A 22,902-nucleotide genomic window follows, 5' to 3' on the forward strand; every position below is an offset into this window, starting at 1 on the left:
GGGGCAGGGTCTGCGGCGACGGTAGGTTGGGCGAGTGATCTCCGACGAGCGCCGCCCGACCGCCCGCCGCACCACCCCCCGCCCGAGCCTCCGCCGCACGAGGCGTCTTCGTTCCGCCGTGCGCGGCCTGTCCGTCGTCGTCGCCGGGGCGGTGCTGCTCGCCGGGTGCACGGCGCCCGCCAAGGAGCAGTCGCCGGTGGGCTCGGCCTCCGGCCCGGCGGCGTCGCAGGCGCCGGACGGGTTCGAGCAGTACTACGGGCAGGCGCTCGAGTGGGAGGACTGCGAGGACGGCCTGCAGTGCGCGACGGCGTCGGCTCCGCTCTCCTGGCAGGACGCGGACGCGGGCAGCATCGAGCTGTCCCTGGTGCGCAACCCGGCGGACGGCAAGGACCCGGAGGGCTCGCTCCTGGTGAACCCCGGCGGGCCGGGCGCGTCGGGCGTCGACTTCGTGCAGAGCGACGCCCAGTCCGACGGGTCGATCTTCGGCAAGCGGCTGCAGGACGCGTTCGACATCGTCGGCTTCGACCCGCGCGGCGTGCAGCGCTCCACGCCCGTGGCGTGCTTCGACGACGCCCGCAAGGACGAGTCGTTGGCCAAGGACTTCGACCGCAGCACCGACGCCGGGCTGCAGGCGATGCAGGAGGAGTACGAGGCGTGGAACGGCGCGTGCGCCGAGAACTCGGGCGAGGTGCTCGGCCACGTGGACACGCAGAGCGCGGCGCGCGACATGGACATGCTGCGCGCGGTGCTCGGCGACGACGCCCTGAACTACCTCGGGTTCTCCTACGGCACCCAGCTCGGCGCGACGTACGCGGGGCTGTTCCCGGACCGCGCCGGCCGCCTCGTGCTCGACGGCGCGATCGACACCACGCTCAGCTCGGAGGAGATCTCCCACGGGCAGGCCGTCGGCTTCGAGAACGCCCTGCGGGCGTACGTGCAGGACTGCCAGGCGGGCGCGAGCTGTCCGCTCACCGGTGCGGTGGACGACGGCATGCGGCAGATCCGGCAGGTGCTGGACCATGCCTACGAGCGGCCGTACGAGACGTCGAGCTCCGGCCGCACGGTCACGCAGAGCCTCGCGTTCTACGGCATCGCCGTCACCCTCTACAACCAGGGCAGCTGGCCCGCGCTCACCCAGGCCCTGGACGAGGCGATCAACCAGGGCACGGGCAACGCGCTGCTCTACCTCTCCGACCAGTACTTCGACCGGAACGCGGACGGGAGCTACGCCACCAACTCGGAGGAGGCGATGCGCGCCGTGAGCTGCCTCGACGACCGGGCCACCACCGACGTCGAGCAGATGCGGGCGGACGCCGCCGCCATCGAGAAGGACGCGCCGACGATGGGCTCGTTCTTCGGCTACGGCGGGCTGACCTGCGCCGGCGCGGAGTACCCGCAGGTGAAGCAGGAGTTCGACCTGCACGCGAAGGGTGCCGCGCCGATCCTCGTCGTCGGCACCACCAACGACCCTGCCACCCCGTACGTCTGGGCCGAGGGCCTGGCGAGCACCCTCGACTCCGGGGTGCTGCTCACCTACGAGGGCGAGGGGCACACGGCGTACCAGCCGTCCCGGACGTGCGTGGCCGACGCCGTCGAGTCCTACCTCGTGGACGGCGAGGTGCCGGCCGACGGCGCGACCTGCTGAGCGCCCGTGCGCGACCAGTGCCGCAGGGCCAGCACGCCGAGCGCGGAGATGACGACCAGCCCGACCACGTAGAACACGGTCGACCAGGTGGAGGCGTTGTCGGCCGCGGCGGGCAGCAGCTGGCCGTACGCGAGCTCGTAGTGCACCCCGCCGGTGACCTTGATCGCGAGGTACGCGGAGATGAAGCCCATCGAGTCCCACAGGGCGTGCAGCGCGACCACGGTGAGGTAGGCGAGCAGGACGCCGCCGGTGAACCGGTACCTGCCGGCGGCCGACGCCGCGCCGAAGATCGCCGCGCCCAGGATCGCCGTCCAGAGGACGTGGCCCACCGGCGTCAGCAGGCCGCGGACCGCCTCCGTCTGCAGCAGGGAGTTCAGGTCGATCTGGCCCAGGCGGGTGAGGCTCGCGTTGAAGGCGTAGCCCGCGGACTCGAAGGCCGCGAACCCGGCGCCGACCGTCGCGCCGAGCAGCGCTCCCGTGAGCCCGGTCTTGTGCGCCACCCGGGCGCCGACCACCAGGAACACCGCGATCTTCACGGCCTCCTCGATCGCGCCCACGCCCACGTAGATCCACACCGAGGGCGACAGGTGCGACTCCAGGATCGACGCGCCCAGCACGCCGAAGATGCCGCCGAAGAAGAACGCGCCCAGCAGCAGCATGATGTCGATCGAGCCGTGGGCCTTCTCGACGACGAACAGCACCACGCTGAACGGGACGAGGAAGCTGCCGAGCAGGATCACCGTCGGGATGAGGTTCGAGTTCTGCGTGCTGAACGTCACGGCGGCGGTGACGGCCCACAGCAGGATGCCGAGGACGAGGGTCTTCCACCACCACCCTCGGCCTGTGGTGATGACGGTGCTCTGCGACGTCGTGGGCTGCATGGGCACGAGTATGCGGAGGTCAGCGCGTGCTGTCGCGCGGAACCGGCCGGCCGTTTTGGAGCCGGGCCCGGGCGTCAGGTACTGTAGGCGCGCTCGTTGATCCGGTTCCGCACCGGCGCACGGCACGCCGCCTTAGCTCAGTCGGTAGAGCGATTCACTCGTAATGAATAGGTCATCAGTTCGATTCTGATAGGCGGCTCAGGTCACGAAGGCCCGGAACCTCGCGGTTCCGGGCCTTCGTCGTCCCGTCACACGCGGGATGGCGGCGCTCGTCGTGCCGCTGTTCCTCCCGTCGAGGACGCCGAGGTGGAGGCCCCGCTCGGTCGTGAAGGTGCGAGCACCGGGTCGGCCAGGTCGTCCCGCCCCCTGTCCTGCGGCGTCGTCCGATCCCTCCAGATGCGGTCCCGATCCCCCGCCATGAATCGAGGCTCGCTGAGTCAGGGGCGAACCTGGCCAGGGTGCGGGCATCGCGGCCCGGAGCGACGGTAGGAGCATGGCCACGGTGAAATTCGTGGCGTCGACCAGGTGCCTGGTGTGCGGTCAGGGGATCGCGGCGGCGGTGGTGCATGCGGAGCCCGGCTCCAGCAGCGCCGCCAGCCACACGATCATCGCCAACACCGGGTGGCACCTCCCGTGCAGGGGGCACGAGGACGTGGTGGAGGAGCTCTCCGCCCAGTGTCCCGAGTGCGAGGACCGCTGACCGCGGACCCGCGCGAGGGGATCGACGCGACCGGCGGCGCGACGCAGAGGTCGTGCCGCGGGGCGCCGCCGTGCCAGGGTCAGGGCGTCCCGTGCGACGACGTCGGACGGTAAACCGTGCCGAGGCCGCCGGAGAGGGTGGCGAACAGGCCGGCGACGGCGCCGCCGACGGCGGTGACGGTCTGCGCGGCGTCCGGCGCCACGGCGGCGGTGATGGTGGACGCGGCGGTGGCGAGCGCGCCGACGACGAGCGCGACGACGTACGCGTAGGTGCGCAGCCGGGGCGACACCGTGGCGTGCCCGGTCCCGCCCGAGACCACGGGCGCGGGCGGCGCGGACGGGGTGGGGACGGGCGCCGGGACGGGGGCCGACGACGCCGGGGCGGCCGTCGTCGCGGCGGTGGCGGATGCGTCGATCGCGGACATCGGAGGGCTCCTCGGTGGTGCGTCGGGCCGGGCGCACCGGCCCCTGCTTGGAACGACGCGCGCGACGGCCGTCTGATACCCCACCGGGACGAGCAGGGCGAGACCCCTACCGCACGAGGCAGGGCCGCTTCGGGTCGAACTCCCAGCCCGGCACGAGGTACTGCATCGCGACGGCGTCGTCCCGCGAGCCCAGCCGGTGCTCGCGGTACAGCTCGTGCGCCTCGGCCAGGCGGTCGGGGTCGAGCTCGACGCCGAGCCCGGGGGTGGTCGGCACCCGGATCTCGCCGTCGACGATGCGCAGCGGGTCGGTGGTGAGGCCCTGGCCGTCCTGCCAGATCCAGTGGGTGTCGAGCGCGGTGATCTCGCCGGGCGCCGCGGCGCCCACGTGCGTGAACATGGCCAGCGAGACGTCGAAGTGGTTGTTGGAGTGCGAGCCCCACGTGAGGCCGAGCTCGTGGCACAGCTGCGCGACGCGGACGGACCCGGCCATGGTCCAGAAGTGCGGGTCGGCGAGCGGGATGTCGACGGCGTCGGACCGGATCGCGTGCCCCAGCTCGCGCCAGTCGGTGGCGATCATGTTGGTCGCCGTCGACAGCCCGGTGGCGCGCCGGAACTCGGCCATCACCTCGCGGCCGGAGAACCGGCCCTCGGCGCCGCACGGGTCCTCGGCGTACGCGACGACGCCCCGCATCCGGCGCCCGAGCCGGACGGCGTCGTCCAGCAGCCAGCCGCCGTTCGGGTCGAGCGTGATCCGGGCGTCGGGGAACCGCTCCTTGAGCGCGACGACGGCGTCGACCTCCGCGTCGCCGGCCTGCACGCCGCCCTTGAGCTTGAAGTCGCGGAAGCCGTAGCGCTCCCGCGCGGCCTCGGCGAGCCGCACGACGGCCTCGGGCGTCGTGGCGGCCTCGCGGCGCAGCCGGGACCAGGCGTCGGGCCCGTCGGGCTCGCGCAGGTAGGGCAGGTCGGTGGCGTCCGGGTCGCCCACGTAGAACAGGTAGCCGAGCATCGGGACGGCGTCGCGCTGCTGCCCCTCGCCGAGCAGCTCGGCCACCGGGACGCCGAGGGCCTGCCCGTGCAGGTCGAGCAGGGCGGACTCCAGCCCGGTGACGGCGTGCACGGTGGTGCGCAGGTCGAAGGTCTGGTTCCCGCGCCCGCCCGCGTCCCGGCCGGCGAACCTGGCCGAGACGCCACGCAGCACGGACCGGAACCGTGCGACCGGCCGGCCGACGACGAGGGCCGCGGCCTCCTCGACCGTCGCGCGGATCTTCTCGCCGCCCGGCACCTCGCCCAGCCCGGTCCGGCCCTCGGAGTCCTCGACGACCACGACGTTGCGGGTGAAGAACGGCGCGTGCGCGCCGGACAGGTTGAGCAGCATGGAGTCGTGCCCCGCGACGGGCACGACCTGCACGCGGGCGACGGTCGGGGCGCTCATCGGACCTCCTCCGCACCGGCGGCGGGCCGGAGCACGCCGTCGACGCGGCGCGTCAGGCGCCACGGGTTGTCAGGCCGTACGGGCTCCGGCAGCAGGAACTCCGGCAGGTCCTGGTAGGCGACGGGCCGCAGGAACCGCTCGATCGCCAGCGTCCCGACGGATGTCGTGCGCCCGTCCGAGGTCGCGGGGAAGGGGCCGCCGTGCACCATCGCATGGCCCACCTCGACGCCCGTGGGCCAGCCGTTCGCGAGGATGCGCCCGGCCGTGCGCTCCAGCGCGGGCAGCAGTCGGACGGCGGTGGCGCGGTCGGCCTCGGTGAGGTGCAGGGTCGCGGTGAGCTGCCCCTCCAGGCGGCCGACGGCGGCGAGCAGCTCGTCGTCGTCGCCGTACCGGACGACCAGGGACGCGGCGCCGAAGATCTCGTCCTCCAGCACCGGGTTGGCGAGGAAGGTGGCGACGTCGGCGACGAAGACGGACGGCGCGGGCGCGTTGCGCGTGGCGCCCGGGGCGCCGGTACCGGCGACGGCGACGCCGTCCTGCGCGGCGAGGGCGTCCACGCCGTCCTGCCACGCCCGCGCGATGCCGGCGGTGAGCATGGTCTGCCCGGCGGCGGCCTCGGCGGCCCGGCGGACGGCGTCGACGAACGCGTCGCCGTGCGCGGAGCGCGGCACGAGGACGATGCCGGGTGCCGTGCAGAGCTGGCCGGACGACCCGGTCACCGACGCCAGGTACGCCGCGGCGAGGGCGTCGACGTCGGCGCCTCCGTCCGGGTCGAGCGCGCCAGGCAGCACGATCACGGGGTTGACCGAGCTCATCTCGGCGTAGACGGGGATCGGCACGGGGCGGGAGGCGGCCGCGGCGACGAGCGCGAGACCGCCGGAGCGGGAGCCGGTGAACCCGACGGCCCGGACCACGGGGTCGCTCACGAGCGCCCGGCCCACCTGCGCGCCCGGGCCGTAGACCAGGGAGAAGACGCCGGGGTGCAGCCCCTCGGCGGCGACGGCGTCGGCGACGGCGCGGCCCACCAGCTCGCCGGTGCCCGGGTGCGCGCCGTGCGCCTTGACGATCACCGGGCAGCCCGCGGCCAGCGCCGAGGCCGTGTCCCCGCCGGCGACGGAGAACGCGAGCGGGAAGTTGCTGGCGCCGAACACGGCGACCGGGCCCACGGGGACCTGGCGCTGGCGGATGTCGGCCCGCGGCAGGGGCGTGCGGTCCGGCCGGGCCGGGTCGACACGGACGCCGCGGTGGTCGCCCTGGCGCACGACGGCGGCGAACAGGCGCAGCTGCCCCGTGGTGCGGGCGAGCTCGCCCGTCAGCCGGGCCTCGGGCAGGCCGGTCTCCCGCATCGCCCGCGCGACGATCGCAGGGCGGGCGGCCTCCAGGTTCTCGGCGACGCGGTCGAGGAAGCGGGCGTGCGGCTCGGGGGCGAGCGCGGAGAAGGACGCGACGGCCTCCTCCGCGGCGGCCGTGGCGTGCGCGAGCTGGTCGACGGAGAGGAGTGAGTAGGCGGGCTCGAGCGGTGCGTCGGTGGCCGGGTCATGGGCCACGGCCGTGCCGGCGGTGCCCTCCAGCGGCTCCCCGGCGACGATCGAGTGGCCGGTGAGGACGGCGGTGGTGGTCATGGAGTGCCTCCTGTGTCGTCGGCGGATGTCGTCGGCGGGGTCAGCGGGCGAGCGCGGCGGGGGCGGACCGGACCTGCGCGGCGTCGATCAGCGCGGCGAGGTCGTCGAGGTCGCGCGGTCCGAGGTCCTGCAGGGGCGGGCGGACGGAGCCCATGTCGCGGCCGACGGCGCGCAGGCCGCCCTTGACGATCGAGACGCCGTAGCCCTTCACGCGGTCGCGGATGTCGAGGTACGGCAGCACGAACCGCGTGAGCTTCTCGGTGACGGCGGCGCGGTCGTAGGCCCGCACGTCGCGGTAGAACTCGAGCGCGAACTCGGGCACGAAGTTGTACATCGCCGAGGAGTAGGTGCTCAGGCCGAGCTGCAGCAGCGGCAGCGCGAACGTCTCCGCGGTGGGCAGCCCGCCGAGGTAGAACAAGCGGTCGCCGTTGGTGGCGACCACACGCGTGAGCTGCTCGATGTCGCCGAGGGCGTCCTTGAACCCGATGAAGTTGTCGTGCCGCTCGGCGAGCCGCGCCACCGTCTCCGCGGAGTACACGGCGTTCGCGCGGTTGTACACGATGACGCCCACGCCCGTGGCCGAGCAGACGGCCGACGCGTGCGCGAGCAGGCCCTCCTGGTCGCACTCCGTGAGGTAGGGGGGCAGCAGCAGGACGCCCTCGGCGCCGGCCTCCTCGGCCGCGCGCGCGTTGCCGACGGCCTGTGCCGTGTTGCCGGCGGCGCTGCCGAGCACCGGCGTCGCGCCGTCGGCCGCCTCGACGGCGAGCGCCACCACGCGCGCGGTCTCGGCCGGCGTGAGGCTGAAGCCCTCGCCCGTGCCGCCGGCGGCGAACAGCCCGCCGATCCCGAAGCTCGTCTGCCACGCGATGTGCTCGGCGTACCGGACCGCGTCGACCTCGCCGTCCGCGGTGAACGGGGTGACGGGGAACGACAGCAGGCCCTCCTTCAGTGTGTCGGCGAGCTCCGCGGGTGAGTACGTGGTCACTGGCCCTCCTGGTCAGACGTCGGCGGTGACAGGTCCGTCGACGGTCAACCTAGGAAGCTCTGACGATGCTTGTCCAAGCCTCTATTGGCATCAATTCATGCTAATCAGGCATCGTGGTTCGGTCTGACGCAGTGCCGCGCGGTCGCGACGCGGATCCAAGCGATCTCAGGAGCTCGTGGAGCGCCGGGTTGCGGGAGCTGCGATCCCAGATGGCATGCAACTCGACGATCCCGTCCGGCACGTCCGCGAGCCCGACGAAGCTCACGCCCGGAGGGTCGAGCCGGCGGACCGACTCCGGGACGAATGCGACGCCCCGGCCCGCGCCCACCAGCGAGCACATCGTTAGGATCTGACTCACGACATGCACCACGTTGACGTGCTCGACATCGACGTAGCGCACCACCATGTCGTAGAAGTAGCGCGCCTTGATCGGGTCGTGCCCGATCAGCGGCACGTCGCGGAGGTCAGGTGTCCGAACGGGTCGATGCAGCGCGGCGAGCGGGTGCCCGTCAGGCACCACCAGCACGAGATCCTCCGACAAGAGCAGACGAGAGTCGAACTCTGCGGGATCGAACGGCAGGCGCCCCAGGGCGAGGTCCAGCTCTCCGCGCCGGATCGACTCGATCTGCTCGCTCGTCACGAGTTCCTGGAGGTCCAGGTCCACGTCCGGCAGGAGCTCGCCGATTTGCTGCACCAGGGTGCCGAGCAGGCTGAAGCCGGTGGCGGCCGTAAAACCGAGCCGGATCATGCCAGCCCTCCCTGCCGCGATCCGCCGGGCCAGCGCCGGCGCGCCGTCGGCCGCCACAAGCAACCGTCGGCATTCGGTGAGGAACACGTCTCCCGCCATGGTCAGCTGCACGTGCCGGTTGTCGCGATCCAGAAGTGAGACGCCGATCGCCTTCTCGAGCTTCTGGATCTGGCGGCTCAGCGGCGGCTGGGTCATGTTCAGCCGCGCGGCCGCGCGGCCGAAGTGCAGCTCCTCAGCCACGGCGACGAAGCACCGGACCTGTTCGAACGTGTACATGCTGCTGCTCCTACATCGTCGCGTGATGCATTTCCTGGATCAGGCAATGTCCTTTGGGGGTTGGACTGGCATCGTATGGGGTCCTAGAGTCGACGCCCGACCGGAGGCCGCGGTGATCGGACCGCGTGGTCTGGAGGCGCTCGGTCCCGTGGGACGAACTGCGACCCATCTGGCGGGCGCCGGTCGCAGACCTCCGCTCGACGACGTGAGGAGTCCGGAGATGACCACTCGGAGGCGATACCTCATCACGGGGGGTGCGGGCGCAGCGGCCCGTGGGATTCGTCCCCTCTTGCGTGACCGAGGTGCCGACATCGTCCTCCTCGACGTCCTCCCGGTCGATCCGCAGCCAGGCGAGACGGAGGTCCTGGCAGACCTGACCGACGCCGACGCCGTGCGGCGGGCTGTCCGCGGGGTGGACATGGTGGTCCACTTGGGCGGGTTCAGCCGTGAACGGTCATGGTCGGAAATCGCGCGGGTGAACGTCGAGGGCACCAGGACCGTGCTCGAGGCGATGGTCGAAGAGAAGGTGCGACATGGTCTGATCGCCAGCTCGACACATGTGGTGGGGTTCTGGCCAGTCCCGGACGAACCGATTGAGGCGCTCCCGCCCCGTCCGGACTCGCTCTACGGTGTGAGCAAGCTTGCCATGGAGGGCCTTGCCTCGGCGTACGCCGACCGCCACGATCTCGTCCTGACGCTGGCTCGCATCGGCACCGTCGAATCGGTGCCGACCTCGCTGCGGTCTCTGGCTACGTGGCTCTCGCTGCCTGACCTCGTACGCCTCATCGAGGCCGCGGCAGGGCACGACGTCCCGGGTGCCCACCCCGTGTGGGCGATCTCGCGCAACACCCGAGCCTGGTTCTCCCACGCGCCGGGCCGTGCCATCGGCTTCGAACCGCATGACGACGCGGAGCGGCACGCGGGCGCGATCCCGCACCCGGGCGACGCGGGGAACGGCCTCATCGGCGGCGCCTTCGCCGACGGCGCCCACCCGCTCGGGGTGGCCTGGTGACTGCGACTTTCTGCGCCTACCCGTGGGACCTGATCGATGATCACGGGGCGACCGACCGCGTCCGAGACGCTAGGGCCGATGGCGTGGCGATCGCCGCCGCGTACCACTCCGTACGTGCCGCCACCCCGCTGCATCCGCATCGTGCCGTCGTCGACGCCGAGGCAGCCTCCTACGTGCCGCTGCACGACCGACTCTGGTCGGGCGCCCGATTGAGGCCACGCACGGACACGCCGTGGGTCGGCCCGGACGCCTTTGCCCGTGCCGCGCGTACGGCGCGCGCGACGGGGCTTCGGGTCGAGGGATGGGTGGTGCTCACCCACAGCACGCACGTCGGTGCCGGAGCACCCGACGTGACGGTGCAGAACGCGTTCGGCGAGAGGTACCCCTACGCGCTGTGCCCGGCTGCCCCGGACGTCCGCGACTACGCACGACGGCTGGTCGCCGGTGTGGTCCGGTCCTTCGACGTCGACGGCCTGATGCTCGAGGCCCTGGGCCCGTTGGGCGTCGGCCACCTAGGCCGGCACGAGAAGACCCAGGGCGCCGACTGGACCCCGGCGGCAGAGCACCTGTTGTCGGTCTGCTTCTGCGACGCATGTCGGGGTCTGCTGGACGACCACGCGGTCGACGTGGCGCGCCTCCGGCTTGAGGTGCGAGCGGGGCTGGCGGCCGAGCAGGCCGGCGACCATCGCACCGTGGAGGAGCACCTCACGCAGGCCGCCGCGGTCCTTGCTACCCGGCAGGAGGCCCGGTCTCGGCTCGTGGCAGATGTGAGGGAAGCGTGCGACCAGGTCCCTCGGGTCGTCGTCCATGCCCAGCCGGACCCTTGGGCGACCGGGCCGTTCGCCGCGCTGGACGACTCGGTCGCGGCGTTCGACGGCGTCGTCCTGCCTGGTCACCTGGTGACCGATGATTCCGGCACTGTCGAAATGCTGCGGGACCAACTGCCCGGCAGCCGCGTCGGTGGCTACCTCTCGGCCCTGCCTCCGGCGACGCCCGACTCGATCGTGTGCGAGTGGCCGGCCGGGCTCGCCCACCTCGACGACGTCTACGTCTACCACCTCGGCCTGCTGTCGCCGGCGCGGCTCGCAGCGGCTGCGTCGGCTCTGCTGTCCCACCACGGCGAAGGCCCCGCCCGGCGATGATGCCGAGCGGAGCCCATGACGCGCGACGACCCGTCAGTACCGCGGGCGTGCGTCGGTGAACGTCGGGTCCCATCGGCGCATGTAGCCGCCGTCGTCGCGCGTGCGATGCCCGGACTCCACGTACCGCTCGTGGAGCTCGGCCACCCGGTCCGGGTCCACCTCGACGCCGAGCCCCGCGCCCGTTGGCACCTCGACGGCGCCATCGACGATCTCGATCCCGCCTTCTGGCACCACATCGTCGACGCGGTTCCAGGGGAAGTGGGTGTCGCAGGCGTGGCTCAGGTTGGGGATCGCTGCCGCGACGTGCGTCATTGCGGCGAGCGAGATCCCCAGGTGCGAGTTGGAGTGCATCGACACCCCGATGTCCATCGCCTCGCAGATGGCGGCGAGCTCCTTGGTGCGACGCAGGCCGCCCCAGTAGTGGTGGTCGCTGAGCAGGACCTGCACCGCGTCTGCCCGGATGGCCGGGTGCAGATGCGCCGTCTCGACGACGCACATGTTGGTCGCGAGGGGCACTCCGGTCTCCGCATGCACCCTGCTCATCCCGTCGATGCCCAGCACAGGGTCCTCGAGGTACTCGAGCATGCCCTCGGTACGGCGCGCGACCTCGAGCGCCGTCTCGTGCGTCCAGGCACCGTTGGGGTCGATGCGCAGGGGCATGCCGGGGAACGCGTCCGCGAGCGCACGCAGCGACTCCACCTCGATGTCGGGGTGCAAGGCGCCGGCCTTGAGCTTGAACGACCGGAATCCGTAGCGGTCGACGAGGAGCTTCGCCTGACCGACGATCCCGTCGGGATCCAGCGCCTCGCCCCACTCGTCGGGCTCGCCGTCCAGGTGTCCGGCCCACTTGAAGAAGAGGTAGGCGCTGTAGTCGACGCGTTCGCGCAGGGCGCCGCCCAAGAGTTCGCTCACGGGACGCCCGAGCAGCTTGCCCTGGGCGTCGAGAGCTGCGACCTCGACCGGGGCGAACGTCACCAGCCGTGCCTGGGTGCCCAGATCCGGGCGGAGCCGGCGCATCACGGCGTCGACCGCGGCTTCGATCCGTGAGGTGGCGAAGACGTCGAGGCCGAGCACAGCCTCACGCAACGCAGGGACGACCTCGCCAGGCAGCGCGTCGCCGCGCCCTTCTCCCCACGCCACCACCCCGCCTGCCTCCAACCGGACGATCGTGCGCAGGGCCAGCGGCTCGTGCACGCCCGCCGCGTTCAGCAGCGGCGGGTCCGAGAACGCCAGCGGGTAGACCCGCAGGTCGGTGATACGGCTGTCCATGGTCGTCATCCCTTGATCGCCCCCGAGGAGATCCCGCGCATGAAGGAACGCTGGAACCCGAGGAAAGCGAGGATCGACGGCAGCATCGCCAAGGTCGAGGCGACCAGCACGATGCCGATCCCGACCTCCGGGTCGGCCCGCAGGCTGCGCAACGCAAGCGGGAGCGTGTAGTTCTGTGGGTCCGAGGCAACGAGCAGCGGCAGCATGTACTGGTCCCAGATCATGGTGAAGCCGAACACCCCGATGACTCCCAGAGCCGGGGTCACACTCGGCAGGATCACCGACCAGAACACCCGGATCTCGCCGGCCCCGTCGAGGCGAGCCGCCTCCTCGAGCTCACGTGGAACCTCCTTCATGAACTCGATCATCACGATGATCCCGAACCCCCAGGCGACGATCGGCACGATCATGCCGGGGAGAGAGTCCGTGATGTTGAGGTGCAGCAGCGGGAGGTCTGAAAGGACGATGGCGAGCGGGATCGCCAGGATCTCCTCGGGCAGCATCATCGTCGCCATGATCAGCAGCAGGACGATCCCCGCACCGCGGAACTTCTTGCGGGCCAGCGAGTACGCAGCAAGCACCGACACCGCCATCTGGAGCAGGAGCCCGAACCCGACGACGATCAGCGAGTTGGCGAGGTACCGGAGAACGTCGCGGTCCACGGCGGCTCGCCAGTTCTCCAGGGTGAAGTCGCTCGGCCACAGCGAGAGGCGCGACGGGTCGTGCGACCCGGAGAAGGCGCCCACCAGGAGTGCGACCAGCGGCCCCGCGAAGAGCAGCACGACCGCGGTGCAGGCAAGCGCCGTGAGCGCGCGGAGCCAGCGCGGGTTCTGCGCCCCGAGCCCGAGGGCGGTGTCCAGATTGCGATTCATGACTTCCTCCTCTGCGCACCGGCGCGCACCACCAGCGTCAGGACGATCGTCGCTACCAGGAGCACTACCGAACCCGCGGCCGCCACTCCCAGCTCATTGCGCTCGAACCCGAGCTGGTACACCAACGTCATGAGCACCTCGCTCGAACCGTTCGGCCCGCCGTTGGTCAACAGGAACACTTCGGTGAAGATCCGCATCGCGCGGATCGCCGCCAGGGTCAGGAGGATCACCATGACCGGCCGTAGTGCGGGGAGCGTCACGTATCGCACCCGGCGCACCCAGCCGGCGCCGTCGAGCGCCGAGGCCTCGTAAAGCGATCGGTCCACGCCGACCAGGCCGGCGATGATGATGATCATGTTGTACGGGGCGTCCCGCCAGATCCCGACGACGATCACGGACAGCAGCGACGAGTCCGGCGAGTTGATCCACTGTGACGGCTCCATCAAGAAGAAGCCGATGATCTGGTTCGCGAGGCCGTCCTCGGTCGGGTAGTAGATGATGCGCCACAGTTCGGCGATCACCGCGACCGGCACCACCACGGGCAGGAAGGCCGCGGAGCGGACGAACCACAGCCGGCGAGCCTGGCCTTCGAGCAGCAGAGCGAGCGCGAACCCCAGCACGAGGGCGCCGGCGATCTGGAAGAACGCGATGATCGCGGTGTGCCAGGTCGCCGCGAGGAACTCGTCCGTGGTGAACAGCGCTCGGTAGTTGTCGGTGCCCACCCACGAGTTGCCGAGGTAGGGCTGGACATCCTGGAAGCTCATGACGAGGGCCTGGCCCATCGGGATGAACTTGAAGTAAAGGAAGAGCACGAGGGCGGGGGCCAGGAACACCCACGGGACCCACGCCCTCCCCTCGCGACGCGCCGGGCGTCGGCGGGGCAGTTGCACCCTGGGCGGGGCGGTCGTCTCGGGTCGGGTCAGGACGGTCACGGGGCCAGCACCTCCTGGCGGCCGAGCTCGGCCGTGAAGACGTCGTCAAGCGCCTCCATCTCGGAACGGACGTCGAGCGAGCAGTCGCTGATGAGCGCGTTGAGCGTCTTGGCCGACTCGTTGAGGAACGGGTTCCAGTTGGGGACGGCGGGCACGTAGCGACCGTTGTCGTCGAAGAGTTGTTGGAACATCGCCCAGTCCGAATCCTCGCGCGTGTCGGCCATGTCGACGGTGGAGTTCACGGGCAGCCGGACGAGGTTGCCGTCCCGGTCTCCGGCCATGCCCATCTCCTGCCCCTGGGCAGAGATCAGGTACTCGGCGAACTTTTCCTGTGCTGACTGGTTCGGTGAGCCCGCCATCAGGTAGGCGTTGTTGCCCTCCGCCAGCGTCACGAGTCCCGCCGGACCGGGAGGTGGCTTGATCACTTCGAGGTCGCTCCCCAGCGCTTCCTTGAGGGACGGGAGCTCGTACGGGGCCACGAGGAACGACCCTGCGCCCCCGGACTTGAACAGATCCTTGGTGGTGCCCGTGTCGTAGCTGCTGGCCCCCGGCTGCAGGACGTCCGCCTGGCACGCCAGGTTCCGGATCCAGGTCGCCGCACGCACGGACCCGGTGGTCGCGACCGCGGAGCGGTAGCCGTCCGGGGTCTCCTCGAAGTACTCGCCACCGCCCGACCAGAAGAAGGTCGACGTATTCCAGGAAATGTAGCCGCGCTGGGTGGTTCCCGGCAGCGCGAGCCCGGCCACGTTCTTGCCCGTGCCGGTGGGATCGTCTTCGGCGAACCCCTGCCACATCGAGACGAGGGAGTCCCAGTCGTCGGGCACGTCGAGCCCGAGGTTCTCCCGCCAGTCCTTGCGGTTGAAGAGCGCGACCGTGTGCGCGGTCACCGGGACGCCGTAGTAGTCGCCGTCATAAGCCCGTGCGCCGTCCCAGGCACGCTCGTTGACGTCGTCGGCACCGTCGATGTCGTCCCGGTCGATCTGGCGCAGGAGCCCCTGGCTCTGCAGGTTACCGAGCTGGGCCGTGTCGTTGATGACGACGTCGGGCAGGTTGCGCTGTACCGCCCGCTGCTGGAGCTTGACCTCGAACTCGTCCGAGATCGACGTCATGGTCGCGGGGATACCCGTCTCCTCGGTGAACGCCGCGACGAGCTCCTGTCCGATCTTGTCGGACGGTCCCCCGGGCGACTTGCGCTGCCAGATCTCCAACGTCTGCTCGTCCGGCGGTGCCTGCTCGACCTGCACGGCAGCGGTCGCGCCGGAACAAGCGGAGAGCGCCAGCACAGCCGCGACGCCCAGGAAGGCTGCGAATTGTCTAGTCATGATCTCCGTCGTTCATGAGTGTCTGTCTGACCCGACCTCCGTTCCGGCGGGCGAGGTGCGGTCAGCCTAAGAACGCCCAGCGATACCTGTCCAAAACTCATTCGGCATCGATTGATACCGGGCCCGCATGAACAGGTCGTGCCGGGTGGGGCGAACGGGTCGGTCTCAGCGCGGTCGTCGCGGCGAGGCGACCTTGTCGAGGACGACGAGGTAGCGGCACGCCGACCGCGTCGCGTTGACGAAGGTGCAGTCGGCCGGGGCGCCGAGCTGGAGGCAGTCGCCGGGGCCGAGGTCGTGCACCTGCTCTCCCTCGACGAACCGCAGCGCGCCGTCGAGCACCCAGATCTGCTGGTCGACGAACCGGTACGACTCGGCGGGGTAGGTCACCTCGGCGCCGGGCGGGAGCTCGACCTCCACGAGCTCCAGCGCGGCGCTCGCCGGCGGGGACACCGCGCGCCGGACGTACCCCGTCCCCGCATCGGTCCACGTCGGCTGCTCCGCCCGCCGGGCCAGCCGCCTCGTGTCGCCCTCGGCGCGGGCCACCAGCTCGGACAGCGTCATGCCGAGCGCGGCGGCGAGCCGCCCGAGGAGCGCGGCGGTGGGCTGGGCGTCCTCGCGCTCGATGCGGGAGATCATCGCGCGCGAGACGCCCGACGCCTCGGCGAGCGCGGCGACGCTCAGCCCGCGGTCGGCCCGGGCAGCCTGCAGGGCGTGGGCGAGGGCGGCGCCGAGGTCGTCCGTCACGCGCGGCCCGCGAATACGATAGTGAACACGATCGCTACTATATGCGCATGATCCTCCGCGACGCCGTCCACTCCGACCTCGATGCCCTCCTGGAGATCCACAACGCGGCCATCCGCACGTCGACCGCGATCTGGACGGACGACGAGGTGCCGCGCGGCGAGCGGGAGGAGTGGTTCGGCGCCCAGGCGGCGGCCGGCAACCCGATCCTCGTGGCCGACGACGACGGCACCGTCGCCGGGTACGCCACCTATGCGCAGTGGCGCGCCAAGGTCGGCTACCGCCGCACGGTGGAGGACTCGGTCTACGTGGCCGAGGGATACCAGGGCCGGGGGCTGGGCCGGGCGCTGCTGGTCGAGCTCGTCGCCCGTGCCCGCGCCGCCGGGCACCACGTCATGCTCGCCGACATCGAGGCCGGGAACGCCGCGTCCGTCCGGTTGCACGAGTCGCTCGGGTTCGCCCCCGTCGGGCGGCTGCCCGAGGTCGGCACCAAGTTCGGTCGGTGGCTGGACCTGGCGATCCTCGCCCTGCCGCTGGGCGGCACGCGGGCGGGCTGAGCCCGCGGTCAGCGGCCGCCCGACTCCGCCAGCAGCCGGCGCCGGGAGCCGGCCAGGTGCACGCGCATCGCGGCCGCGGCGGCGAGCGGGTCCCGGGCGGTCAGGGCGTCGAGGATCGCGCGGTGCTCCTGCGTGACGGTCGCGAACCGCCCTGGCGTGCCGTCCCCCGTGCCCGCGGACGGCGCGGCGGAGGAGCCCAGGCGCCCGCGCGGCATCGCGATCATCTGCGGGCCGAGGCGGTCCAGGGCGTCCAGGAGGTACCGGTTCTGCGCCGCCTCCGCGACGAGCCGGTGGAACGCGAAGTCGTGCTGCATCGCCGTCGCCGGGTGCCCCGGGGTGCCGTCGAGGTCGCGCAGGCGGGCGGCGAGCGCGTCGAGGTGGGCGTCCGAGCGGCGCTCCGCGGCGAGGGCGGCCGCCTGCGTCTCGACGCCCAACCGGAAGTCGATCAGGCCGAGCCGGTCCTCGAGCGAGCGCGCGACGGGCACGTCGTCGCCGTCCCCGGCGGGCGGCGCGAGCGCGTAGCTGCCGCTGCCGCGCCGGGTGTGGACCAGCCCCTCGAGGTTGAGGCGGGCGATCGCCTCGCGCACGACGGTGCGGCTGACCTGGTGCTCGACGGCGAGCGCGGTCTCGCTGGGCAGCTTCTCGCCGGGGGCGATGTCACCGTCGACGATCCGCGCCCGCAGCGCGGCGACGAGCGCGCCGCTCAGGGTCGGGGGCATGGGCTCATGCTTCCATCATCCGGCGCACCCCGGCCGGCGCGTCCTGACCGGGCCTCACCGCGACCCGACCAGCACGCTGTCCGTGGTCCACGCCCGCGCCTGCTCGGTGAGCGTCACGCCGAGCCCCGGGCGGTCGGGCACGAGCATCCGGCCGTCCTTCGTCTCCAGGCGCTCCTCGAACAGCGGGTCGAGCCAGTCGAAGTGCTCCACCCATGGCTCGCGCGGGTACGTGGCCGCCAGGTGCAGGTGGATCTCCATCGCGAAGTGGGGCGCGAGGTCCAGCCCGGCCTGGTCGGCGAGGGTGAGCAGGCGGAGGAACTGCGTGATGCCGCCGACACGCGGGGCGTCGGGCTGGATGATGTCGCAGGCCCGGGCGGCGATGAGGCGCTCGTGCTCGGCCACCGACGCGAGCATCTCGCCGGTCGCCACCGGCGTGTCCAGGGCGGCGGCGAGGGCGGCGTGGCCCTCGGCGTCGTAGGCGTCCAGCGGCTCCTCGATCCACACCAGGTCGTACGGCTCGAGTCGCCGCCCCATGCGCAGCGCGGTGGTGCGGTCCCACTGCTGGTTCGCGTCGACCATGAGCGGGACGTCCGGGCCGAGGTGCTCGCGCACGGCCTCGACGCGGGCCAGGTCGGCGCGGGTGTCCGGCAGGCCCACCTTGATCTTGATGCCGCCGATACCCTCGGCCAGCGACAGCGACGCGCGGTCCTTCACCTCGTCGATGCCGGCGTGCAGGAAGCCGCCGGAGGTGTTGTAGGTGCGCACCGAGTCGCGGTGCGCGCCGAGCAGCTTGGCCAGCGGCAGGCCCGCGCGCTTGGCCTTGAGGTCGTAGAGCGCGATGTCGATCGCGGCGAGGGCCTGCGTCGCGACGCCGGAGCGGCCCACGGACGCTCCCGCCCACAGCAGCTTCGTATACAGCCTGGCGATGTCGTTGGGGTCCTCGCCGAGCGCCGCGTCGGCGACCTCCTTGGCGTGCGCGTACTGGGCCGGCCCGCCCGCGCGCTTGGAGTAGGAGAAGCCGAGACCCTTGTGGCCCTGCTCGGTGGTGATCTCGGCGACGAGGAACACGACCTCGGTCATCGGCTTCTGCCGCCCGGTGAACACCTTGGCGTCGGAGACGGCGGTGGCCAGCGGCAGCGTGAGCGTCGAGAGCTGCACGGACCGGATGGCGTCGGGCTGGTAGGGCAGCTGGTGAGACATGGCGCTCCTTCGCGTCTGCGGGCCGCCGTCGCGGCCGGCCCGGGGTCGTCCCCGGGGTCGTCCCCGGCGACCCGAGTGAGCATACAAGTCTGAAACCTGTATGACTAGACGCGACGGGGGCGCCGCCACCACATGGTGAGCACCGCCTCGGCCGGCGCCCCGCCCAGCGCGCGGTACCCGTGCCGGGAGTCGGCGGTCCACTGCAGGGACTCGCCGACGCCGAGCTCGACGGTGGCGTCGAGGGGGCCGACCTCGGCCCGGCCGCGGGTGACCAGCAGGTGCTCGGTCACGTGGGCGCCGTGCGCCTCCGAGCGGTGCATCGGACCGCGGTCGAGCCGCAGCGCGAAGACCTCCACCGTGACCTCGTCCTCCTGCGTGGCGGCCAGCAGCCGGGTGTGGATGCCGGGGGAGGACACCTCGGCCCCCGCGCGTTCGGCGAGCAGCCACGACATCGGGACGTCGAGGGCTCCGGCGAGGGCGTAGAGGGTGGCGAGGTTCGGGTTGCGCGACCCGCCCTCGATCTCCGACAGCGAGCCCTTGCCGATCCCGGCGGCACGGGCGAGGGCCCCGAGGGAGAGCCCCCGGACGGCGCGGGCGGAGGTGAGGCGCTCGCCGATGAGCGCGGAGAGCTCGGCGGATCGCACGGCGTCATCCTAGCGTTCTGTTTGCGGAACGCGGCGGCCCGGGCCTACCGTTCCGTTCGTGGAACGTTCGCTCGCGCAGCCGGTCGGTGTCGGGATCGTCGCCGCCCTCGTCGGCTTCACCAGCTCGTTCGCGGTCGTCGTCACGGGCCTGCGGGCGGTCGGTGCCACGCCGGAGCAGGCGGCGTCCGGCCTCCTCGTGCTGTGCGTCGTCCAGGGGCTCGGGATGATCTGGCTCAGCCGCCGCCACCGCGCGCCCCTGACCCTGGCGTGGTCGACGCCCGGCGCCGCCGTCCTCGCGGGTGCGGGCGGGGTCGACGGCGGGTGGCCCGCCGCCGTCGGGGCGTTCGTCGTGTGCGGCGCCCTGATCGGGCTCACCGCGGCGTGGCCCGCGCTCGGCCGGCTCGTCGCGGCCATCCCCGTGCCCGTGGCCCAGGCCATGCTCGCGGGGGTGCTCCTCTCGCTGTGCCTGGAGCCGCTGGTCGCCGTCGCGGCCGCGCCGCTGCTCGTCGGGCCGGTGATCGTCGTGTGGCTCGTCCTCGCCCGCCTGGCGCCGCGGTGGGCCACGCCCGTCGCCTTCGGGCTCGGCGTCGTCCTCGTCCTGGCGGCGGTGGCCGCGGGGGACGCCACGCTCGGGCTCCGGCCGCCGGGCCTCGTGCTGACGCCGCCCGAGCTCACGCTGCCCGCCGTCGTGGGCATCGCCCTCCCGCTGTACGTCGTGACGATGGCGTCGCAGAACGTGCCCGGGGTCAGCGTCCTGGCCTCCTTCGGCTACGCGGTCCCCTGGCGCGAGACGCTGCTGGTCACCGGGGCCGGAACGATGGTGGGGGCGTTCGCCGGCGGCCACGCGGTCAACCTGGCCGCCATCACGGCGGCGCTGCCGGCGTCGGCCGAGGCGCACCCCGACCCCCGGCGTCGCTGGGTCGCGACGCAGAGCGCCGGGTGGGCCTACCTCGTCCTCGCCGTCCTGTCGCCGCTGGTCACGGCGCTCGTCGCGGCGTCCCCGGCCGGGGTGTTCGAGACGGTCGCCGGCCTCGCGCTGCTCACCACCCTCGGCACCGCCCTGGCGGCCGCCCTCCGCGACGAGTCGCACCGGGTCGCCGCGACGGCCACGTTCCTCACGGCGGCCAGCCCCCTCGTGGTGCTCGGCGGGTCCGCCTTCTGGGCCCTCGTCGTCGGGCTGGTGGTGTGGGCGCTGCTCGTCGCGCGGCCGCCGCGGCGCGCCCGTCGCCGGGTTGTTGGCGACCGGGCCGCAGGGGGACGACAGTGGGGGCCATGGCGAACAACGAGGTGAAGTTCAAGATCGACGTCCCCGCCGAGCTCGAGGGAGGTGTCCCGGCCGACTTCGCGTCGCTGTGGCACACGTCGACGTCGTTCGTCATCGACTTCGTCGCCGCCACCAAGCCGCCGCAGCCGGTGACCGACCCCGACACCGGGGCGGTCACCGGCCGCGTGGTGCCGGGCAAGGTGGTCTCCCGGGTACGCATCCCGCCACAGCAGGTGTTCGAGCTGGCGCGGGCGCTCACCCAGCAGCTCGACGCCTGGGAGCGGGAGACCGGGAAGAAGACCGACGGCTCCGCCGGCTGACCCGCGACGTCAGAGCGCGCGCTCGGGCCGGGCGAGGATCCCCGGCACGAGGCGGGCGCTGAGCGCCGCCGCGCCACGGACGGCGAGGAACCCGAGCGCGAAGACGGCCAGCGCGGTGACGATCGCGACGGGCTGGACGAAGATCGCCATCCCGACCAGCGGGAACAGCAGCACGGCCGCGCAGAGCGCCGAGCCGCCGGCCACCATCCACAGGGCCGACATCACGGCGCGCCGCGCGGCCTCGCTCATCACCTCGCGCGGCACGCCGAGCCGGTCGAGCGAGACGTGCACGGCGGCCCGGTCGAGCGTCGAGGCGGCCTGGTTGATGCCCACCGAGCACGCGACCATGAGGAACGACACCGCCACGGTGACGAGGACGCCGGTGGAGACGTCCTGCATGAGCCACCGCTCGTCGGGGTCCATGCCCTCGGTCGACGTCATGTCCGCCATGGCGAGCCCGACGGCGCCGAAGACGCCGACGAAGCTGGTCATCGCCACGCCGCTGACCTGCCGCCACGCCGCCTTCGGGTCCTCGAGCACCATGCGCGCGGCGAGCAGGCGAGGCACCGTCTGCGCCTTGCGCGCCTGGCGCCGCGCCCGCACGCGCACGAACCACGGGCCCAGGGCGTCGAGGGCGAGCAGCATGCCGCCGAAGATCGCCGCGAGCGTGCCGACGATCGCGACGATGCCGCCCATCTCGCCGAGCACGCCCAGCACCTGCATGAGCCCCAGCCCGACGAGGAGCACGCCGACGGCGATCACGACGCGAACCCAGTGCGCGGTGCCGGCCTTCTGCCGCGTCCGCACGCCCAGCGGCGTCACGACGACGGCGCGCAGGCCGACGACGGCGCTCGCCGCGGCCAGCAGCGCCACGCCGAGCACGGCGAGCGGCAGCCACCACCAGGGCACCCACATCTGCGCGCCGAGCGCCTCGCCGCGGAAGTGCAGCAGCCCCACGAGCGGCGCGAGGACCGCGTAGAGCACGACGCCGAGGACGGCGCCGGCCAGCGCCGTCACCGCCGCCTCGAGCACGGTGAGCGCGGTGATCGTGCCGGTGGTCGCGCCGAGCAGGCGCAGGGACGCGAGCCGCTCGTCGCGCCGTCGGGCGGCGAGGCGGGCGGCGGACGCGCCCACCGTGGCGAGCGGCACGAGGAGCAGCACGACGGCGATGACGGCGAGCGTCTCGTAGGTGGAGGCGAGCTCGTCGTCCCAGCCGAAGAAGGCCTGCGCACCGCCCAGCACCACGAGCAGCAGGGCCGTGACCACGGCGAAGCTCGCCACGGGCAGCGCGGTGGCCAGGCGGTCGTCGTCGCGTCGCCGCCGGAACAGCGGGGCGAGGTGGACGGCCGTCGCGAGGGCTCCGGTCGGCCGCGCGCCCGGCACGGCGGTCGGCGCGGGTGCCGGGGCGGTGGCGGTCATCGCGACACCTCGGCGGCGGGCGCGGGGGTGCCCGAGGTGGCGGCCGGGGCCGCCGTGTCGGAGACGACGCGGCCGTCGCGCAGGACGACGGTGCGGGCGCAGCGGCGCGCGACGTCGGCGTCGTGCGTGACGACGACGAGCGTGCGGCCCTGCGCGGTGGCGGAGAGCAGCAGGTCGAGCACCTCGACGGACGTGGCGGAGTCCAGGGCGCCGGTGGGCTCGTCGGCGAAGATCAGCCGGGCGCCCGTCACCTGGGCGCGCGCGATCGCGACGCGCTGCGCCTGGCCGCCCGACAGCTCGCCGAGGCGCCGCTGCTCCAGGCCCGCGAGGCCCAGGTACTGCAGCCACTGCGCGGCCTCCGCCTCGGCCTGGCCGCGCGGCACCCCGCCGAGCATCCGGGCCACGGCCACGTTCTCGAGCGCCGTGAGCTCGTCGAGCAGCAGGCCCTGCTGGAACACGAAGCCGAGCTCCTCGCGCCGCAGTCGCGACCGGGCCGCGTCGTCCAGCGACTCGACCCGCACCAGCCCCTGCCCCGACGCGAAGGTCACCGACCCGGCGGTCGGCCGCAGGATGCCCGCGAGGCAGTGCAGCAGCGTCGTCTTGCCGGAGCCGGACGCGCCCATGATCGCCACCGACTCGCCCGCGGCGATGTCGAGGTCCACGCCGTCCAGGGCGGGCGTGACCCCGCCGGGGTACTGCATCGTCAGGCCACGCGCGCTCAGCAGAGGTGTCATGACACCTACGGTGCCCGCGGCGGGCCGCCGGCCGCGTCGGAC

23 protein-coding genes and 1 tRNA gene are annotated in these 22,902 nt (G+C 72.7%); 8 read left to right on the forward strand and 16 right to left on the reverse strand.

All coding sequences use genetic code 11. The features are described 5' to 3' along the window. The first annotated feature begins 34 nt into the window (after positions 1 to 34). Complete coding sequence (locus tag ACH443_RS01760; RefSeq protein WP_430556466.1) at positions 35 to 1,645, forward strand: alpha/beta hydrolase; 1,611 nt, start codon at positions 35 to 37, stop codon at positions 1,643 to 1,645. Here ACH443_RS01760 and ACH443_RS01765 read toward each other — a convergent pair. After that, on the reverse strand, positions 1,600 to 2,526 hold the full coding sequence (locus ACH443_RS01765) for a PrsW family glutamic-type intramembrane protease (RefSeq protein ID WP_429765882.1): 927 nt from the start codon (positions 2,524 to 2,526) through the stop codon (positions 1,600 to 1,602). The genes ACH443_RS01760 and ACH443_RS01765 overlap by 46 nt on opposite strands. A gap of 126 nt (positions 2,527 to 2,652) precedes the next feature. Here ACH443_RS01765 and ACH443_RS01770 point away from each other — a divergent pair. Both ACH443_RS01770 and ACH443_RS01775 read left to right on the forward strand, forming a co-directional pair. Next, positions 2,653 to 2,725, forward strand: a tRNA-Thr gene (locus ACH443_RS01770). A gap of 294 nt (positions 2,726 to 3,019) precedes the next feature. Next, positions 3,020 to 3,226: a hypothetical protein gene (locus tag ACH443_RS01775; RefSeq protein ID WP_430556467.1), complete on the forward strand. Its 207-nt coding sequence runs from the start codon at positions 3,020 to 3,022 to the stop codon at positions 3,224 to 3,226. 79 nt (positions 3,227 to 3,305) lie between these two features. On the opposite strand, the gene ACH443_RS01780 is transcribed toward ACH443_RS01775, so the two are convergent. From ACH443_RS01780 to ACH443_RS01800, 5 genes are all read right to left on the reverse strand, one after another. Continuing rightward, on the reverse strand, positions 3,306 to 3,650 hold the full coding sequence (locus ACH443_RS01780) for a hypothetical protein (RefSeq protein WP_430589302.1): 345 nt from the start codon (positions 3,648 to 3,650) through the stop codon (positions 3,306 to 3,308). 106 nt (positions 3,651 to 3,756) lie between these two features. Beyond that, on the reverse strand, positions 3,757 to 5,082 hold the full coding sequence (locus tag ACH443_RS01785; protein WP_430589303.1) for an enolase C-terminal domain-like protein: 1,326 nt from the start codon (positions 5,080 to 5,082) through the stop codon (positions 3,757 to 3,759). Further along, the gene (locus tag ACH443_RS01790) at positions 5,079 to 6,704 is read right to left on the reverse strand and encodes an aldehyde dehydrogenase (NADP(+)) (protein WP_430589304.1); all 1,626 of its coding nucleotides are present in this window, start codon (positions 6,702 to 6,704) and stop codon (positions 5,079 to 5,081) included. Before ACH443_RS01790 ends, ACH443_RS01785 begins: the two co-directional genes overlap by 4 nt. Before the next feature lie 40 nt (positions 6,705 to 6,744). Continuing rightward, on the reverse strand, positions 6,745 to 7,689 hold the full coding sequence (locus tag ACH443_RS01795) for a 5-dehydro-4-deoxyglucarate dehydratase (RefSeq protein ID WP_430589305.1): 945 nt from the start codon (positions 7,687 to 7,689) through the stop codon (positions 6,745 to 6,747). A 100-nt stretch (positions 7,690 to 7,789) separates the two neighbouring features. Beyond that, entirely contained in the window at positions 7,790 to 8,713 is a 924-nt protein-coding gene (locus tag ACH443_RS01800; protein WP_430556472.1) for a LysR substrate-binding domain-containing protein, read from the reverse strand. Positions 8,714 to 8,933: 220 nt separating this feature from the next. On the opposite strand from ACH443_RS01800, the gene ACH443_RS01805 reads away from it, so the two are divergent. After that, on the forward strand, positions 8,934 to 9,725 hold the full coding sequence (locus tag ACH443_RS01805; RefSeq protein WP_430589306.1) for an NAD-dependent epimerase/dehydratase family protein: 792 nt from the start codon (positions 8,934 to 8,936) through the stop codon (positions 9,723 to 9,725). 83 nt (positions 9,726 to 9,808) lie between these two features. Further along, a complete protein-coding gene (locus ACH443_RS01810) occupies positions 9,809 to 10,867 on the forward strand; it encodes a hypothetical protein (protein WP_430556474.1) in 1,059 nt (352 codons plus the stop codon). A 33-nt stretch (positions 10,868 to 10,900) separates the two neighbouring features. Here the strand turns inward: ACH443_RS01810 and ACH443_RS01815 are convergent, their stop codons facing one another. The 5 genes from ACH443_RS01815 to ACH443_RS01835 form a co-directional block, all read right to left on the reverse strand. Further along, positions 10,901 to 12,136 carry an enolase C-terminal domain-like protein gene (locus ACH443_RS01815; protein WP_430556475.1) on the reverse strand — a complete coding sequence of 412 codons (1,236 nt, stop codon included), beginning with the start codon at positions 12,134 to 12,136 and terminating at the stop codon, positions 10,901 to 10,903. A gap of 5 nt (positions 12,137 to 12,141) precedes the next feature. Next, the gene (locus ACH443_RS01820) at positions 12,142 to 13,008 is read right to left on the reverse strand and encodes a carbohydrate ABC transporter permease (RefSeq protein WP_430556476.1); all 867 of its coding nucleotides are present in this window, start codon (positions 13,006 to 13,008) and stop codon (positions 12,142 to 12,144) included. After that, positions 13,005 to 13,940: a carbohydrate ABC transporter permease gene (locus tag ACH443_RS01825; RefSeq protein ID WP_430556477.1), complete on the reverse strand. Its 936-nt coding sequence runs from the start codon at positions 13,938 to 13,940 to the stop codon at positions 13,005 to 13,007. Before ACH443_RS01825 ends, ACH443_RS01820 begins: the two co-directional genes overlap by 4 nt. Next, positions 13,937 to 15,262 carry an extracellular solute-binding protein gene (locus tag ACH443_RS01830; protein WP_430589307.1) on the reverse strand — a complete coding sequence of 442 codons (1,326 nt, stop codon included), beginning with the start codon at positions 15,260 to 15,262 and terminating at the stop codon, positions 13,937 to 13,939. The genes ACH443_RS01825 and ACH443_RS01830 overlap by 4 nt, the downstream gene beginning before the upstream one ends. Positions 15,263 to 15,427: 165 nt before the next feature. Continuing rightward, positions 15,428 to 16,006: a helix-turn-helix domain-containing protein gene (locus ACH443_RS01835; RefSeq protein WP_430589308.1), complete on the reverse strand. Its 579-nt coding sequence runs from the start codon at positions 16,004 to 16,006 to the stop codon at positions 15,428 to 15,430. A gap of 47 nt (positions 16,007 to 16,053) precedes the next feature. On the opposite strand from ACH443_RS01835, the gene ACH443_RS01840 reads away from it, so the two are divergent. Beyond that, complete coding sequence (locus ACH443_RS01840) at positions 16,054 to 16,560, forward strand: GNAT family N-acetyltransferase (RefSeq protein ID WP_430589309.1); 507 nt, start codon at positions 16,054 to 16,056, stop codon at positions 16,558 to 16,560. 8 nt (positions 16,561 to 16,568) lie between these two features. Here ACH443_RS01840 and ACH443_RS01845 read toward each other — a convergent pair whose 3' ends face one another. From ACH443_RS01845 to ACH443_RS01855, 3 genes are all read right to left on the reverse strand, one after another. Next, positions 16,569 to 17,279 (reverse strand): FadR/GntR family transcriptional regulator, encoded by a 711-nt coding sequence (locus ACH443_RS01845; RefSeq protein ID WP_430589310.1) that lies wholly within the window; start codon positions 17,277 to 17,279, stop codon positions 16,569 to 16,571. 54 nt (positions 17,280 to 17,333) lie between these two features. Then, positions 17,334 to 18,479: a mandelate racemase/muconate lactonizing enzyme family protein gene (locus tag ACH443_RS01850; RefSeq protein WP_430556481.1), complete on the reverse strand. Its 1,146-nt coding sequence runs from the start codon at positions 18,477 to 18,479 to the stop codon at positions 17,334 to 17,336. A 104-nt stretch (positions 18,480 to 18,583) separates the two neighbouring features. After that, positions 18,584 to 19,123, reverse strand: a complete 540-nt coding sequence (locus ACH443_RS01855) for a helix-turn-helix domain-containing protein (protein ID WP_430589311.1) — start codon at positions 19,121 to 19,123, stop codon at positions 18,584 to 18,586. Positions 19,124 to 19,181: 58 nt separating this feature from the next. Here ACH443_RS01855 and ACH443_RS01860 point away from each other — a divergent pair, with 58 nt between their 5' ends. Further along, entirely contained in the window at positions 19,182 to 20,414 is a 1,233-nt protein-coding gene (locus ACH443_RS01860; protein WP_430589312.1) for a benzoate/H(+) symporter BenE family transporter, read from the forward strand. Further along, positions 20,396 to 20,707 carry a DUF3467 domain-containing protein gene (locus tag ACH443_RS01865; RefSeq protein WP_429765858.1) on the forward strand — a complete coding sequence of 104 codons (312 nt, stop codon included), beginning with the start codon at positions 20,396 to 20,398 and terminating at the stop codon, positions 20,705 to 20,707. The genes ACH443_RS01860 and ACH443_RS01865 overlap by 19 nt, the downstream gene beginning before the upstream one ends. 9 nt (positions 20,708 to 20,716) lie before the next feature. Here ACH443_RS01865 and ACH443_RS01870 read toward each other — a convergent pair whose 3' ends face one another. Both ACH443_RS01870 and ACH443_RS01875 read right to left on the reverse strand, forming a co-directional pair. Beyond that, positions 20,717 to 22,126 carry an FtsX-like permease family protein gene (locus ACH443_RS01870; protein WP_430589313.1) on the reverse strand — a complete coding sequence of 470 codons (1,410 nt, stop codon included), beginning with the start codon at positions 22,124 to 22,126 and terminating at the stop codon, positions 20,717 to 20,719. Further along, positions 22,123 to 22,860 (reverse strand): ABC transporter ATP-binding protein, encoded by a 738-nt coding sequence (locus ACH443_RS01875; protein WP_429765854.1) that lies wholly within the window; start codon positions 22,858 to 22,860, stop codon positions 22,123 to 22,125. The genes ACH443_RS01870 and ACH443_RS01875 overlap by 4 nt, the downstream gene beginning before the upstream one ends. Between the last annotated feature and the right edge of the window lie 42 nt (positions 22,861 to 22,902).

The sequence above is a fragment of the Isoptericola sp. NPDC019571 genome (assembly GCF_044389385.1).
GTDB classification, from domain to species: Bacteria; Actinomycetota; Actinomycetes; order Actinomycetales; family Cellulomonadaceae; genus Isoptericola; species Isoptericola nanjingensis.

Excerpts from the sequence above, each read along its gene's own strand:
- ACH443_RS01765 (WP_429765882.1), bottom strand. The coding sequence starts at position 2,526 with ATGCAGCCCACGACGTCGCAGAGCACCGTCATCACCACAGGCCGAGGG.
- ACH443_RS01775 (WP_430556467.1), top strand. The coding sequence starts at position 3,020 with ATGGCCACGGTGAAATTCGTGGCGTCGACCAGGTGCCTGGTGTGCGGT.
- ACH443_RS01780 (WP_430589302.1), bottom strand. The coding sequence starts at position 3,650 with ATGTCCGCGATCGACGCATCCGCCACCGCCGCGACGACGGCCGCCCCG.
- ACH443_RS01785 (WP_430589303.1), bottom strand. The coding sequence starts at position 5,082 with ATGAGCGCCCCGACCGTCGCCCGCGTGCAGGTCGTGCCCGTCGCGGGG.
- ACH443_RS01790 (WP_430589304.1), bottom strand. The coding sequence starts at position 6,704 with ATGACCACCACCGCCGTCCTCACCGGCCACTCGATCGTCGCCGGGGAG.
- ACH443_RS01800 (WP_430556472.1), bottom strand. The coding sequence starts at position 8,713 with ATGTACACGTTCGAACAGGTCCGGTGCTTCGTCGCCGTGGCTGAGGAG.
- ACH443_RS01805 (WP_430589306.1), top strand. The coding sequence starts at position 8,934 with ATGACCACTCGGAGGCGATACCTCATCACGGGGGGTGCGGGCGCAGCG.
- ACH443_RS01815 (WP_430556475.1), bottom strand. The coding sequence starts at position 12,136 with ATGGACAGCCGTATCACCGACCTGCGGGTCTACCCGCTGGCGTTCTCG.
- ACH443_RS01820 (WP_430556476.1), bottom strand. The coding sequence starts at position 13,008 with ATGAATCGCAATCTGGACACCGCCCTCGGGCTCGGGGCGCAGAACCCG.
- ACH443_RS01830 (WP_430589307.1), bottom strand. The coding sequence starts at position 15,262 with ATGACTAGACAATTCGCAGCCTTCCTGGGCGTCGCGGCTGTGCTGGCG.
- ACH443_RS01840 (WP_430589309.1), top strand. The coding sequence starts at position 16,054 with ATGATCCTCCGCGACGCCGTCCACTCCGACCTCGATGCCCTCCTGGAG.
- ACH443_RS01845 (WP_430589310.1), bottom strand. The coding sequence starts at position 17,279 with ATGCCCCCGACCCTGAGCGGCGCGCTCGTCGCCGCGCTGCGGGCGCGG.
- ACH443_RS01850 (WP_430556481.1), bottom strand. The coding sequence starts at position 18,479 with ATGTCTCACCAGCTGCCCTACCAGCCCGACGCCATCCGGTCCGTGCAG.
- ACH443_RS01865 (WP_429765858.1), top strand. The coding sequence starts at position 20,396 with ATGGCGAACAACGAGGTGAAGTTCAAGATCGACGTCCCCGCCGAGCTC.
- ACH443_RS01870 (WP_430589313.1), bottom strand. The coding sequence starts at position 22,126 with ATGACCGCCACCGCCCCGGCACCCGCGCCGACCGCCGTGCCGGGCGCG.
- ACH443_RS01875 (WP_429765854.1), bottom strand. The coding sequence starts at position 22,860 with ATGACACCTCTGCTGAGCGCGCGTGGCCTGACGATGCAGTACCCCGGC.